The sequence below is a fragment of the Asanoa ishikariensis genome, from assembly GCF_900107455.1.
Taxonomy (GTDB): Bacteria; Actinomycetota; Actinomycetes; order Mycobacteriales; family Micromonosporaceae; genus Asanoa; species Asanoa ishikariensis.
In genome coordinates, this window is the sequence record NZ_FNQB01000003.1 from 1407326 (window position 1) to 1420337 (window position 13012).

Below are 13012 nucleotides of genomic sequence, written 5' to 3' on the forward strand. Positions count from 1 at the left end.
CGACAGGTCGCGCCCGATGACGAGGAGGCGCGCCATGAAAGCGGTGACTTGGCAGGGCACGGAGAAGGTCTCGGTCGAGACCACTGACGACCCACGGATCCAGGAGCCGACCGATGCGATCGTACGGATGACGTCCACCGCCATCTGCGGCTCGGACCTGCACCTGTACGACGTCCTCGGCATGTATCTGGATCCGGGCGACATCCTCGGACACGAGCCGATGGGCATCGTCGAGGAGGTCGGCCCGGAGGTCACCCACATCGCGCCCGGCGACCGCGTGGTAGTGCCTTTCAACATCTCGTGCGGGCACTGCTGGATGTGTCGCCACGGCCTCTTCGCCCAGTGCGAGACGACCCAGGTCCGAGACCAGGGCAAGGGGGCGGCGCTGTTCGGCTACACCAAGCTGTACGGCCACGTGCCCGGCGCCCAGGCGGAGTTGCTGCGGGTGCCGCAGGCCCAGTTCGGGCCGATCAAGGTGCCGGAGGGGCATCCTGACGAGCGGTTCCTGTTCCTCTCCGACGTGCTCACCACGTCGTGGCAGGCGTTTCGGTACGCCGATGTGGAGTCTGGCGGCACGTGCGCTGTCATCGGCCTAGGACCGATCGGCCAACTGACCGCCCGTGTCGCGAAATTCCTCGGCGCCGAGCGTGTCTTCGCCGTGGACAACGTCCCCGAGCGGCTCGAGATGGCCCGTCGCCACGGCATCGAGGTGATCGACACCCGCGACGTCGACGACGTACCCGAAGCGATCATGAACCTGACCGACGGCCGCGGCGTCGACGGCGTGGTCGACGCGGTTGGCATGGAGGCGCACGGGTCGCCGCTGCAGCATGTCGCCCAACGGGCGGCCGGCAAGCTGCCCGACAGCGTGGCCCGCCGCGCCGTGGAGAAGTTCGGCGTCGACCGGATGGCGGCGCTGAACACCGCGTTCGGCAGCGTCCGCCGGGGCGGCACGATCTCGATCATCGGCGTGTACGGCGGTCAGGCCAACCCGTTCCCCATGATGGACCTGTTCGACAAGGGTGTGACGATCCGGATGGGCCAGGCGCACGTCAAGCGCTGGGTCGACGAGATCATGCCGGCCCTGACCGGCGACGGTGACCCGCTGGGCACCGAGGACCTCACCACGCATTCGCTGCCGCTTGCCGAAGCACCCCACGGATACGAGATCTTCAAAGAGAAGCAGGACGGCTGCATCAAGGTGGTGCTCAAGCCCTGAACGTCGAGCCCTCCGTCAGGCCGTGAGGGCGTCGATCGCCTTCTTCAACGCGCCCGGCTGGCTCGGCTTGCGCGGTGCCTTCTCCTTGAGCTCCAGCATCCGTGCGCCGATCTCCTGGAGCTTCGCGCGCCCGAGGCCGTCGCGGACCTTCGGGAACCACTCCTGCTCCTCTTCCTCGATGTGGTGCGTCACGTTCTCGATCAGCACCGTCGTCTTGGCCTCGAAGCGTTCGTCGTCCGGCGACATCGACGAAAGCTCGATGCAGAGCACGTCGGCGACGTGATGCTCCTCGTACGACTCCAGCACGTCGTCCTCGAGGTCCGGCAGGAGCTTGCGGGTCTCCGGATACAGGCACTCGTTCTCGATGTACGTGTGCACGGTCAGCTCTTCGATGATCTTCTCGACCACAACACCGCGGCGCTTGGGTGTGTCGGCGTCCTCGAACGCCTTGAACAGCTTCTTGATCTCCTTGTGGTCCTGCTTGAGCAGCACGAGGGCATCGGTCGACATCGGTTCCTCCGGGGTTCGCGGTTCAGCTTGATCGCGGGCCACTCGTCGCCGTCGCGAGTGCCTTCGGCGAAGCCATACCCGGGGTCGACCTCCGCAAACGGCCCGTTACACGCCCGGGGGGTTGTTCGGGACGAGCAGGGTCGCGATCTCTTTGCCCAGCGAGAGCGCGTTGTCGGTGTTCGCGTTGGACTTCGGCCCGAGCGTCACGTACGCGATGACCAAGGTCTGGGTCTTCGTGTCGTAGTAGGCCACTCCGTCGTAGCCCGCGTACGCCGGGTTCATGAAGAACCAGTCGCCGTCGTGCGCGACGCCGTAGGCGAAGAACTTCTCCTTCGTCAGCGAGGCGAGCCCGGCGGTCGACGGGGCCATCATGGCCTCGTGCTGCTCCGGCGTCAGGAGCTGACCGTCCGCGAGCGCACGGATCCAGGTGGCGACGTCGGCGACCGTGGTGGTCGCATTTCCACTGTGGAGGAACGCCGTCGGGTTCCAGAAGGTGGAGTCCTCGAAGACGCCGCGCTCGTTGGTGTACGCGTGCAGATAGGGCTCACTGATCTGCGACGTCAGCACGACCTTGCTGTCGCGCATTCCCAGCGGGTCGAAAATGCGCTCCTGCAACAACTCGCCGAGCGGCTCGCCGGTCGCGTTCTGCAACACCTCGCCCAACAGGACCAGATCGCTGTGCGCGTACGCGAAACTCGTCCCGGCCGCGAACAGCGGCGGGCGCTCGTTGGCGAGCGCCTCCAACTGCTCGGCCGTGAATCCCGTGAACGGGTTGGCGTAGAACTGCTTCAGGAAGTTGGGGTTCGTCACGTAGTCCGAGACGCCGGAGGTGCTGCTGGCGAGCATCCGCGGCGTGATCTGGTCCGCGCGGGGGAAGTCGGGCAGCCACTTCGCGATCGGTTCGTCCTGGTCGAGAACGCCTTCACCGTCGAGCTGCAACAGCACGGTGGAGAGCATCGGCTCCATCGGCTGGCCGATTCGCACGAGCATGTCGGCGGTCGCCGGCAGTCCGATCGGGGAGTCGCCGATCGCACCGCCGGCGATCTGCTCGTCGCCGCGCCACACCCCGTACACGGCGCCGGTGAGATCTCGCTCCTTCATCTTTTGTTCGACGATATCGGCGATCTTCTGGCTGTCCGGGTCGCCGGCCTCCGTCGTGGGCGCGCCGTCGCTGGCGCTGACCGTCGAGGTCAGGTTGTTGCTGGCGGCAACGACACCGAAAGCGAGGACGGCGGCGGCGATCGTGGCCGGCCAGCGGCGCAGCCCGTGCGAAACCCTCATGGACAGCCGCCCTCGTCGAAGAAACGGAAGATCCTGGTTTCGTGAAGGTACCTCGCGTCTAGTGACAATGATCCGGTTTTGGAGGGATTTGGCGGCCCGACGATTGATCGATCCGCACAGCCCAACGTCTCTGGCCCTGGTCGATGGCTACGGTCACCGGATGGCATGTGGACCTTTGTTCGTTCTCGCCGACATCCATGGACACCGGGACGAACTGGCCGGTGCGCTGCGTGCGGCCGGGTTGGTCGACGGCGCCGGTCGGTGGGCCGGCGGCGATGCCCGGCTGTGGCTGCTGGGCGACTACGTCGACCGCGGCCCCGACGGGATCGGCGTCATCGACGACCTGCGCGCCCTCGCGCCGGCTGCGGCGGCCGCGGGCGGACAGGTGCGAGCGCTGCTGGGCAACCACGAGGCGCAGATACTCGCGGCCCATCGGTTCGGTGCCGCGCCCGTGCCGGGCTGGGAAGAGCCTGGCGGCTTTCGGGGCGGCTGGGCGCGGTTCGGTGGTAAGGAGACGGACCTGCGCCGCCTGACCCCTGACCACATCGACTGGATCATGCGGCTGCCCGCTGTCGGCCTGGTCGACGGGCATCTGCTGGTGCACTCGGACACGCTCGGCTACCTGGAGTTCGGCTCGACCATCGAGCAGATCAACGCGGCCGTCGCTGCGGCATCGCGAAGCACGGACCTGGCGAGCTGGCTCACGTTCTGCGGCCGGATGAGTGGCCGTGGCGCATTTCGCGACGCCGAGCCGTCCCGTCCGGACGACGCCGTCTCGCGGATGCTGCGCGCGCTCGGCGGCGACGTGCTCGTGCACGGGCACAGCACGCTCACGAAGCATTTCGGGGTCCAGATGGTCACGGAAGGCCTGCGGTACGCCGACGGCCGGGTGCTCGCCATCGACGGCGGCGTCTACGAGGGCGGCCGCCTGCTGCTCACGCGGTTGACCTGACACGTTCTCCCCCACGCGGGGGATCGGGATGGCTCGCGGAGGTGAGTTCGGCTTCCTCCCGCCCGCTTAGCGTCGATCACATGTCCATCGCTGTTGAGGTGCCAACTCGAAACACTCCACACAGGAGTACGGCGGGCAGGTGGCCCGTCCTGCGGCTGACGCGGCCGTGGTTCTGGCCCCTGAGCTGGGCGGGCGCCCTCTTCGGCGCGGTCGTCGCCACGGGCGATTGGTTGCCCGCCCGCGGAAGTGTCCCGGCGACCGCCGCGGCCGTCCTCGTCCTCGGCCCGCTGGTGTGGGCCTGGGTGTTCGCCCTCAACGACCTGCACGATCTGCCCAGCGACCGACGCAACCCCCGCAAGGCCACTGCCCCACTCGTCACCGGCCAGCTCACCCCGGCCGACCTGCGCCGCTGCGCCCGCTGGTCCGCCATCGCCGCAGTCGCGGCGGCGACCGTAGCGGGACCCACGTTCCTCGCCGGCACCGCAGCCGTCCTGCTCCTGGGCTGGCTGTACAGCGTGCCCCCGGTCCGGCTCAAGACCCGCCCCGGTGTGGACGTGGCCGTCAACGCCGTCGTCGTGGGGGTGCTCGGCCCGCTGGCTGGATGGTCGCTACACCGCCCGGTCCTGGACTACCCGCCGGTCCTGGTCGCCCTGGGTCTGCTCCTGGCCGCCGCGTTGTACCTGCCCACCACCGTCATCGACCACGTCGCCGATCGCGAGGCCGGCTACACGACCACGGCCGTGCGGTGGAGCGCGTCGACGTGCTACCGCGCGGGCCTCACGTCATGGGCCGCGGCGAACGCCCTCTGGCTGACGTGCTGCCACCTCGACGTGTTCGTCGAACGCGACTCGTGGCTGGTCCAGACCATCGCGGCGCCATTGCTGGTCGCGGTGTACGCCGTGCTGACCCGGCGGCCGTCGATACCACGGCTCGCGGTGGTCGCGACCGCGTTCGCAGTCCCGGCGACGGACTTCCTCCTCGCCTACAGCAGCACGGGCTAGTCCCGGAACTTGCTCCAGTCGCGGAACTCGCGCTCCGGGGGTTGCCCACGGCGTGCGGCGCTGATCGACAGCGCGATCAAGCAGACAAGCAGGCTCAGGAACAGCGCGGGCACACCGAGAGCACCGAACAGCAGGCGGGCACCGTCCGCCTCCGAGAAGATCTGGGCGCCTTCCGGCGGATGGTCGGGCATCGCATAGGTGGCCCCGCAACAGAACACCACCACCGCGGCATGGCCGGCCACGAGCCAGAGCGCCTCCTTCCCCGTGCGGTTCATGATGGCAAGGCTATGGAGACGTGCGCGTCGGCGCGTGAGTGCGCGTGCTCAGCACTACCCAGCTCGGCCCACAACGAACATCAGCCCGCGGCGAAGGTGGTCCAGGTTTCGCCGACCTGGAAGCCCGCGCGCTCGAACAGCGCCACGGTGTCGTCGCCGGAGTGCAGGAACGCGGTCCGTGCGCCCGACGCCCGTCCGTCGCGGAGCATCGCGCCGGTCAACGCCTGGGCGTGGCCCCGCCGACGGTGTGCGGGGTCGGTCGCGATGTTGGCCAGGTAGAGGTAGTCGCCGGTGCGCACGGCCAACCCGACGGTCCGCGGCGCGCCGTCCTCCTCCAGGACGTACGCGTCGAGCTCCGGCCGGTCCAATGTCGTGGCGTTGTAGAGGCCCGTGATGATCTGTGGTGGCGCACCGAAGGCCGCACCGAGCACGTTGGCGAACGTCTCGTACTCCGCACCCGGCAGCTTGCGCACCCGCGCGTTCCCCGACCCGGGGTCCGCGGTCAGCGGCAGCACCATCATGACCGACTGGGTCTGCCCGATCAGACCGTGACCGGCGGCAACGGCGGCGACCTCATCGCTTGCCGAGCCGCGCAGCCGGATGGTCCAGGGCAACTGCCCCGCGGTGTACGAGGCCGTCCGCTCAGCGAGTGCGGCGATCTCCCGGGCGTCGGGTTCGCGGCTCAGGCCGAGGACGGCGTTCAGCAGCGGAATCGGCGCACCGGTGAACAGGAGGGCGGTTCCGTGTGGGGCCGTCTCGAAACGGCCGTTCGGGGCCGCGTCGGCGATCAACTCGGCACCCTCGCGGAACGCGTTCGCGGCCGCGTCCAGCGTCTGGTCAGCAATCATGACCACAGGATGCGGGCGACGCCGCAGAGGTTCGGTCGTTTCGCGGTTTGTAAGCCGGCTCACCCCTCAGGCGGTCACAGTCACCTCGATTCCCACTTCCGTACCAGCCGGTTTGCCGGGTGCCGGATTGGAAATAGCAACTGATCATGGGCGATGACCTGCGGTTTGCCGGTGACGTCGGTATCGAGGCGATCCTCGCCCGGCGCCTGGTCGAGCCGGTCTTCCAACCGGTCGTCTCGCTGGTCGACGAGCGGCCCGTCGGTTTCGAGGCGCTGGCCAGGGGTCCGGAAGGGCCTTTCCACGAGGCGCCGGCGTTGTTCGCGGCCGCGGCCCGGGCCGGCCTGTCCTCTGAGCTGGACTGGTTGTGCGCGGCGCAGGCCGGCCGCGCCTACCGCGAAGCCGCCGTGCCGGACCTGGCGCTGTTCGTCAACCTGAACCCCGACACCCTCGCCACCGACCCGCCGGACGAGCTCGTCGCGGCCTACCACGAGCTCACCGAGGAACACGACGTGGTCCTCGAGATCACCGAGCAGTCCGTGATGCGGCAGCCGGCCGCGCTGATGGAGGCGGTCCTGGACGCCCGGAGCCGCACGGCACGGATCGCGCTCGACGACATCGGGGCCGAGCCCGGGAGTCTGGCCGCGATGCCGCTGATCAATCCGGACATCATCAAGCTCGACCGGTCGATCATCCAGGCGCGTACGAACTCGTGGGCCGTCTCCCAGGTCGTCAACGCGGTGCTGGACGAGGCGCACCGCCGCGACGCGCAGATCCTCGCCGAAGGGATCGAGCGCCCCGAACACGTCGCCGTCGCGCGGTCGATGGGCGCCACCCTGGGCCAGGGGTACCTCTTCGGTCGTCCCGGGCCGATTCCCGACCGCGTCCGCCGCTCGGAGCAGCAGCTCGCGCGCGTGACGCCCCGGACCGTCACCCACAGCACCCCGTTCGACGTGCTCGCCCCGACCGCCGATGTGCACGCGACCTCGGACGACATGTTCGCGGCGATGGTCAGCCACATCGAGAACCAGGCCACCCAGACCACGAGCCCGGCGATCCTCGCGATCAACGTCGGCGACGGCGGCTACGAGGACGAGGCCCGCATCCGCCACACCTACCTGACCAACCGGGGCATCGACGTCTTCGTCCTCGGCACCGACACACCGCGAAACCTCGGCAACCGGATCCGTGGGATCGCCCTGTCCGACGACGACCCGCTGATCGGCGAGCGCACCGTCCTGTTCGTCGGCAGCCGCTACGGCAGCGCCGCCTTCGCCCGCCGAACGGACGGCACACTGCACGCCGGCACCTGCTACAACCCCGAACGCGTCATCGAAGCGGTGCTCACCCTGGTCAACCGCCTGGCGAGCTAGACGGACAGCGTGCGCCGTTCGCGTTCGGGCCGCCCGATGCCCTCCTCGGTGAGGACCGGGTGGTCGGCCCGGGCCAGCGCCAGCACCTCCGGGTCGAGGCGGCCGATCGCCACCGCCGGTTCGGCGGCGCCCGCGTCGGTGAGCAGGGTGCCGTCCGGGTTCCAGATCGCGCTGCCGCCACAGCCGACCAGCGGCCCGCTGCGGCCGCTATGGTTGGCCAGCACGGCGTAGCAGGTGTTGTCCTGCGCCCGGGCCGGAAGCTGGGTGGCGCGCCGGTGTGCGCTGCGGCCCGGGTTGAACATCGCGCCGACGAGGTACGCGTGGCAGCCGTCGAGTGCGGCGGCCCGGGCGTGCTCCGGGAAACCCGTGTCGGCGCAGATGCCCAGGCCGAGGCGCCAGCCGTCGACCTCCAGCGTGCAGCCGTGCGCGCCGGCCGTGGCACCCGCGACCCGTTCGGTGGCGGTCGGCCGCTGCTTGTCGTAGCGGCCCACGACACTGCCGGACCGGTCGAACACCAGGGCCGAGATGTACGCCTGACCGGACGCCACCACCGGTGCGCCGATCACGACCGCCGTGCCGGTCTCGGCGCACGCCTTGGCCAGCGGTTCGAGGCGGTCGTCGTCGGGCTCCACCGCGTGCGAGCGGAGCACGGCCAGCTCGTACCCGGTCAGGAAGAGCTCCGGGAGGACGAGCACGGCGGCGCCGGCGGCCTGGCGGACGAGCGCGGCCGCGGTGGCCACGTTGGCGGCCACGTCGAGGGACACGCAGGTGGCCTGGCCGGCGGCGACGGTCAGCGGTTCAGGGGGCAGTGGATGCACGAACGCAGCCTAGCGATGAAACTTACTTACAAAACGCGCGTACGGCGTGGCGCCTATTGACGCGGTCTTCATCGATGGAGCAAGGTGGCCCGAGGCAATCCCCGGAGGCGCGACATGCGACGAACCCTCAGTTACCTGTCCGCGGCGACCCTCACGCTCGCCGGACTCACCCTCACCACTCCGGCGCAGGCAAGCGCCCCGCCGGCCGACCGCCAGCAGGTCTACGCCGCCGCGGCGGACGAGTTCGGCGTACCCGAAAGCGTCCTGCTCGGTGTGTCCTATCTGGAGTCCCGCTGGAACCGCAACGCCGGCAGGCCAAGCACCAGCGGCGGCTTCGGCCCGATGCACCTCACCGACGCCGCCGCCGTCAAGGCGCTCCCCCATACGCACGACGGCGCGTCCGACGACCCACGCGGCGACGAGAGCCGCCCGCTGCCGGCCCCCACGGCTCAGGCCGACGACCCGGCACCGGCGGCCGAGGCACTCCAGACCCTCGACGCGGCGGCCGCGCTGACCGGCGCCGAGAAGGAGGCGCTGCGCACCGACCCGGCGGCCAACATCCGCGGCGGTGCCGCACTGCTCGCCGACTACCAGCGGGCGCTCGGCGCGCCGGCCGGTGCGAGCAGTGACCCGGCCGCCTGGTACGGCGCCGTGGCCCGCTACTCGGGCGCCGAGACCACGGAGGCGGCGACGGCGTTCGCTGACGAGGTCTACGCGACCATCCGGGACGGTGCCGCGCGCACCACGGACGACGGCCAGGCCGTCACGCTCGCGGGGCGGTCGGTGGCGCCCCAGCGAGCCCAGGCGGACCGCCTCGGCCTGCGTCGGACCGAGCGGCCCGACGGGCTGGAGTGCCCGGTGACCGTGGCCTGCGAGTGGATCCCGGCACCCTACGAGCAGACCGGGCCGGCCGCCGGGAACTACGGCAACCACGACCTGTCCGAGCGGCCGAAGCGGCAGAAGATCGAGTACATCGTCATCCACGACACCGAGGGCTCCTACGCCACCACGCTCAACCTGGTGCAGGACCCGACGTACGTGAGCTGGCACTACACGCTGCGGTCGGTCGACGGCCAGATCGCCCAGCACGTCAAGACCAAGGACGTCGCCTGGCACGCCGGCAACTGGGACGTCAACGCCCGCTCGGTCGGGCTCGAGCACGAGGGCTTCGCCGCCGACGGAAGCTGGTACACCGAGGCGCTCTACCGCTCCTCGGCCAAGCTGGTCCGCTACCTGGCCAAGCGCTTCGACGTGCCGCTGAACCGGCAGCATATCCTCGGCCACGACACCGTGCCCGGCACCACCGCGGCGACGGTCCGCGGCATGCACTGGGACCCGGGCCCGTACTGGGACTGGTCGCACTACTTCGATCTGCTCGGCGCGCCGCTGTGGTCGACCGGCACCTCGCTCACGGGGCTGGTGCAGATCGACCCGGACTACGCCACCAACCAGCCCGCGTTCACCGGCTGCGTCACGGCCGGTGTGCCGTGCACACCGCACGGCTCGTCCGCGATCGTGCTCCGCACCGCCCCGTCGGCCGACGCCCCGCTGCTCACCGACCTCGGGCTGCACCCGGACGGGTCACCGTCCACGATGCACATCTCCGACCACGGTGCGCGCGCCTCGGCGGGCCAGACCTTCGCGCTGGCCGGCCGCCAGGGTGACTGGACGGCGATCTGGTACCTCGGCCAGCAGGGCTGGTTCCTCAACCCACGCTCGGCGCCGACCGCCAACTGGCAGCTCGGCCTGGTCGCGGTGCCGAAGCAGGGCAAGGCGACGATCCCGGTGTACGGGCGGGCCTACCCGGAGGCGGCGGCGTACCCGGCCGGCGTCCCGGTCCAGGCGATCTCGCCGTTGCAGTACACGCTGTCGGCCGGGCAGCGCTACGCGGTCGGCGCGGTGCTCCCGGGCCAGTACTACCGGGCGACCACGTTCGCCGCCACCTCACCGGGTGACTGGACGGTGATCCAGGGCGACAAGACGTACGTCGAGATCCAGTTCGGTCAGCGGGTGGCGTTCGTCGACAAGGCCGACGTCAACCTGCGGCTCTCGATCGGCGGCTGACCGCCCGCCACAGCCAGTCGCGGCCGTCCGGGACATCGGGGTCCCGGGCGGCCGCGGCTTCAGCTCAGGAGGGCGTCGACTGCGGCCGGGGTCAACGGCCGCGCGAGCATGGCGGCCAGACGCGCCTCCGACCGCGACCGGTTCTCTCTTGACTCGGCTTCGTCGAGCGCCCGCCGGCCGTAGAACTGGAGCAGGTGACCCTGCACGACGATCGCCATCGAGAAGTCCGCGGGCTCCAGCACGGCGCCGCCATAGGCCGCCGCCGCCTCCGCCGCACCCTCCCCCAGGTCCCAGAGCAGCCCCGCCAGCTCCCGCTCCGGCTGCGCCGGGCCGCTGTTCTCCCAGTCGAGCACGACCAGTGGGCCGTCGGCGGTGCGTCGCACGTTCTCACCGTGGAAGTCGCGGTGGCAGGTGGTCACCCGGGCCGGGTCGGGCGGACGGACCAGCGCGTCGAGGGCGACCAGGTCCGCCAGGTGCACGGACAGCGCGGCTTCCCACGGTGCGCCGGCGGCCGAGGCGGCCAGCTCGTGCCAGGCGGCCTCGCCCAGCGGATCGGCGAACCACGAGACGACCGGGCCGCGCGCCGGGTGCGCGACGGTGTGGAGCCGAGCCAGCATCGCGCCGAGCTCGGCGGGCGTCGGCTCGCCGGCGGACAGGTCGAGGTCGACCCATTCGTAAACCCGCAGCACCGCGCCGGGACCACTCACCGTCACGCGGCCGTCGAGGGTGTGCACCGGTCGGGGCAACGGCACCCCGGCCGCCGCGGCGGCGAGCTGGTAGGCAACGTCGGCCTCCGCGTCTTCCTCGGCCACCGGGACCAGCGCTTCCTTGACCGCCCACGAACCCCGGGCGGTGTCGAGTCGCCAGATGCGACCGAGCTCGCCACGCGCCGCGTACACCGGCGGACCGAGCGCCTCGCCGAGCCCGTAACGCGCGGTGACCATGGCCGCGACCTCGGTGGACACCACGTCGATCATTGTCCTTGACGCGACCGGGGAAGGCGATCAATATCCACTCGTTTGCTGTCCACTCTGGAAGGCCCTGCCATGTCCGCTCCCCCTCGCGCCGACGGCGCCCAGCCCACCGGATCGCTTGCCGCCGGCCGGCTCGGCGTACCCGCGGTGCTCTTCTTCGTGATGTCAGCGGCGACCCCGCTGACCGTGGTCGCCGGCGTGGTGACCACCGGCTTCGCCACGACCGGCCTGACCGGCATCCCGGTCGCGTTCGTGGTCATCGGACTCGTGCTGGCGGTGTTCTCGGTCGGCTACGTCGCGATGGCGCGGAACCTGGCCAACGCGGGAGCCTTCTACACGTTCGTGGCCCGCGGCGTCGGCCGCCCGGCCGGCATCGGTGCCTCGTGGGTGGCCCTGGTCGCCTACAACGCGCTCCAGGTCGGCCTCTATGGCGCGATCGGAGCGGCGGCGGGCCCGCTGCTCAACGAGTGGTTCGGCTTCAACCGCGAGTGGTGGGTCATCGCGCTGGTCTGCTGGGCGGTCGTCGCCGTGCTCGGTGTGCTGCGCATCGACGTCAACGGCATCGTGCTCGCCGTGCTGCTGTGCGCCGAGGTGCTGATCATCCTGGTGTACTCCTTCGCCGACTTGGGCAGCCCCGCGGGTGGTGCGATCAGCACCGCGACTCTCGACCCGAGCAACCTGTTCGGCGACGGTGTCGGCGCGATCCTGGTGCTGGCGCTGCTCGGCTTCGTCGGGTTCGAGGCCTCGGTGGTGTTCTCCGAGGAGGCCAAGGACCCCAAGCGGACGGTACGCACGGCCACGTACATCGCGGTCGGCGCCACCGCGGTGCTCTACACGTTCGCGTCGTGGGCAATGACCGTCGCGACCGGCCCGGACACCATTGTCGAGCGCTCGCAGCAGGAAAGCGTCGGCCTCATCTTCGGCCTGGCCGGTGCCAACCTCGGCGACACCTGGGTGACCATCGGCGAGGTGCTGTTCGCCACCTCGGTCGCCGCCGCGATGATCTCCTTCCACAACATGATCGCGCGCTACATGTTCGCCCTCGGCCGTGAGCGGGTGCTGCCGGCCGCGCTCGGCCGGACCAGCGCGTCCACCCATGCGCCGCGCAACGCGTCGCTCGTGCAGTCGGTGATCGGCCTGGTCGTCATCATCGTGTACGCGATCGGCGGCTGGGAGCCGACCGTGCACCTGTTCTTCTGGGCCGGCACCTCCGGCGGCCTGGGCGTGCTGTTCCTGATCACCCTGACCTCCCTTGCGGTCCTGCTGTTCTTCCGCCGCGACGCGCACGGCGAGTCGACGTGGTCGCGCCTGATCGCGCCGAGCGTCGCACTGGTGGCCCTGGCCGTCGTGGTGGTGCTCGCGGTCGCCAACTTCGACGCGCTGCTCGGCGTCGCACCGGACAGCGCCCTGGCCTGGGCCATCCCGGCGGCGTTCGTGGTGATCGGCCTGGCCGGCGCCGTCTACGGGATGTGGCTGAAGACCAGCCAGCCCGACGTGTACGCCGCGATCGGCTCCGGAGGCGCCAAGCCACCGGCGGCCGCCGAGCCGGCCACTGTGGACGCTGAACCCGCACCGGCCGAGGTGCCGGCGGGCGAGGCGAAGGGCGACTGACCGGCGCCGCACACCGACCCGAAGGAAGGGCCCCTTTGTCGGGGCCCTTCCTTCGGTGGCTTCGCAACTCAGCGGCGACCTTGTGATAC

Annotated in this window: 12 protein-coding genes; 6 read left to right on the forward strand and 6 right to left on the reverse strand. The window is 70.6% G+C overall.

Features of this window, described 5'->3' with window-relative positions; genetic code table 11:
- The first annotated feature begins 34 nt into the window (after positions 1-34).
- Entirely contained in the window at positions 35-1219 is a 1185-nt protein-coding gene (locus tag BLV39_RS30390) for a zinc-dependent alcohol dehydrogenase (RefSeq protein ID WP_090800070.1), read from the forward strand.
- Positions 1220-1234: 15 nt separating this feature from the next.
- Here BLV39_RS30390 and BLV39_RS30395 read toward each other — a convergent pair whose 3' ends face one another.
- Together BLV39_RS30395 and BLV39_RS30400 are read right to left on the reverse strand one after the other, a co-directional pair.
- Complete coding sequence (locus BLV39_RS30395; protein WP_090800071.1) at positions 1235-1729, reverse strand: hemerythrin domain-containing protein; 495 nt, start codon at positions 1727-1729, stop codon at positions 1235-1237.
- 105 nt (positions 1730-1834) lie between these two features.
- Entirely contained in the window at positions 1835-3010 is a 1176-nt protein-coding gene (locus tag BLV39_RS30400) for a serine hydrolase domain-containing protein (RefSeq protein ID WP_090800072.1), read from the reverse strand.
- Positions 3011-3170: 160 nt separating this feature from the next.
- Between BLV39_RS30400 and BLV39_RS30405 the strand changes: the two genes are divergently transcribed.
- On the forward strand, positions 3171-3962 hold the full coding sequence (locus BLV39_RS30405; RefSeq protein WP_090800073.1) for a metallophosphoesterase: 792 nt from the start codon (positions 3171-3173) through the stop codon (positions 3960-3962).
- An 80-nt stretch (positions 3963-4042) separates the two neighbouring features.
- Complete coding sequence (locus tag BLV39_RS30410) at positions 4043-4963, forward strand: UbiA family prenyltransferase (RefSeq protein WP_090800074.1); 921 nt, start codon at positions 4043-4045, stop codon at positions 4961-4963.
- On the opposite strand, the gene BLV39_RS30415 is transcribed toward BLV39_RS30410, so the two are convergent.
- Positions 4960-5238 carry a hypothetical protein gene (locus tag BLV39_RS30415; RefSeq protein ID WP_090800075.1) on the reverse strand — a complete coding sequence of 93 codons (279 nt, stop codon included), beginning with the start codon at positions 5236-5238 and terminating at the stop codon, positions 4960-4962. The genes BLV39_RS30410 and BLV39_RS30415 overlap by 4 nt on opposite strands.
- Before the next feature lie 80 nt (positions 5239-5318).
- Positions 5319-6086, reverse strand: a complete 768-nt coding sequence (locus tag BLV39_RS30420; protein WP_143049950.1) for a GNAT family N-acetyltransferase — start codon at positions 6084-6086, stop codon at positions 5319-5321.
- Positions 6087-6232: 146 nt separating this feature from the next.
- Here BLV39_RS30420 and BLV39_RS30425 point away from each other — a divergent pair, with 146 nt between their 5' ends.
- Positions 6233-7456 carry an EAL domain-containing protein gene (locus BLV39_RS30425; protein WP_090800077.1) on the forward strand — a complete coding sequence of 408 codons (1224 nt, stop codon included), beginning with the start codon at positions 6233-6235 and terminating at the stop codon, positions 7454-7456.
- Here BLV39_RS30425 and BLV39_RS30430 read toward each other — a convergent pair.
- The gene (locus BLV39_RS30430) at positions 7453-8274 is read right to left on the reverse strand and encodes a carbon-nitrogen hydrolase family protein (RefSeq protein WP_090800078.1); all 822 of its coding nucleotides are present in this window, start codon (positions 8272-8274) and stop codon (positions 7453-7455) included. The two genes, BLV39_RS30425 and BLV39_RS30430, sit on opposite strands and share 4 nt — an antisense overlap.
- Positions 8275-8388: 114 nt before the next feature.
- Here BLV39_RS30430 and BLV39_RS44855 point away from each other — a divergent pair, with 114 nt between their 5' ends.
- Positions 8389-10338 (forward strand): N-acetylmuramoyl-L-alanine amidase, encoded by a 1950-nt coding sequence (locus BLV39_RS44855; protein WP_090800079.1) that lies wholly within the window; start codon positions 8389-8391, stop codon positions 10336-10338.
- Between the two features lie 59 nt (positions 10339-10397).
- Here BLV39_RS44855 and BLV39_RS30440 read toward each other — a convergent pair whose 3' ends face one another.
- A complete protein-coding gene (locus BLV39_RS30440) occupies positions 10398-11315 on the reverse strand; it encodes a phosphotransferase enzyme family protein (RefSeq protein WP_090800080.1) in 918 nt (305 codons plus the stop codon).
- 69 nt (positions 11316-11384) lie between these two features.
- Between BLV39_RS30440 and BLV39_RS30445 the strand changes: the two genes are divergently transcribed.
- Entirely contained in the window at positions 11385-12923 is a 1539-nt protein-coding gene (locus tag BLV39_RS30445) for an APC family permease (protein ID WP_090800081.1), read from the forward strand.
- Positions 12924-13012 lie beyond the last annotated feature (89 nt).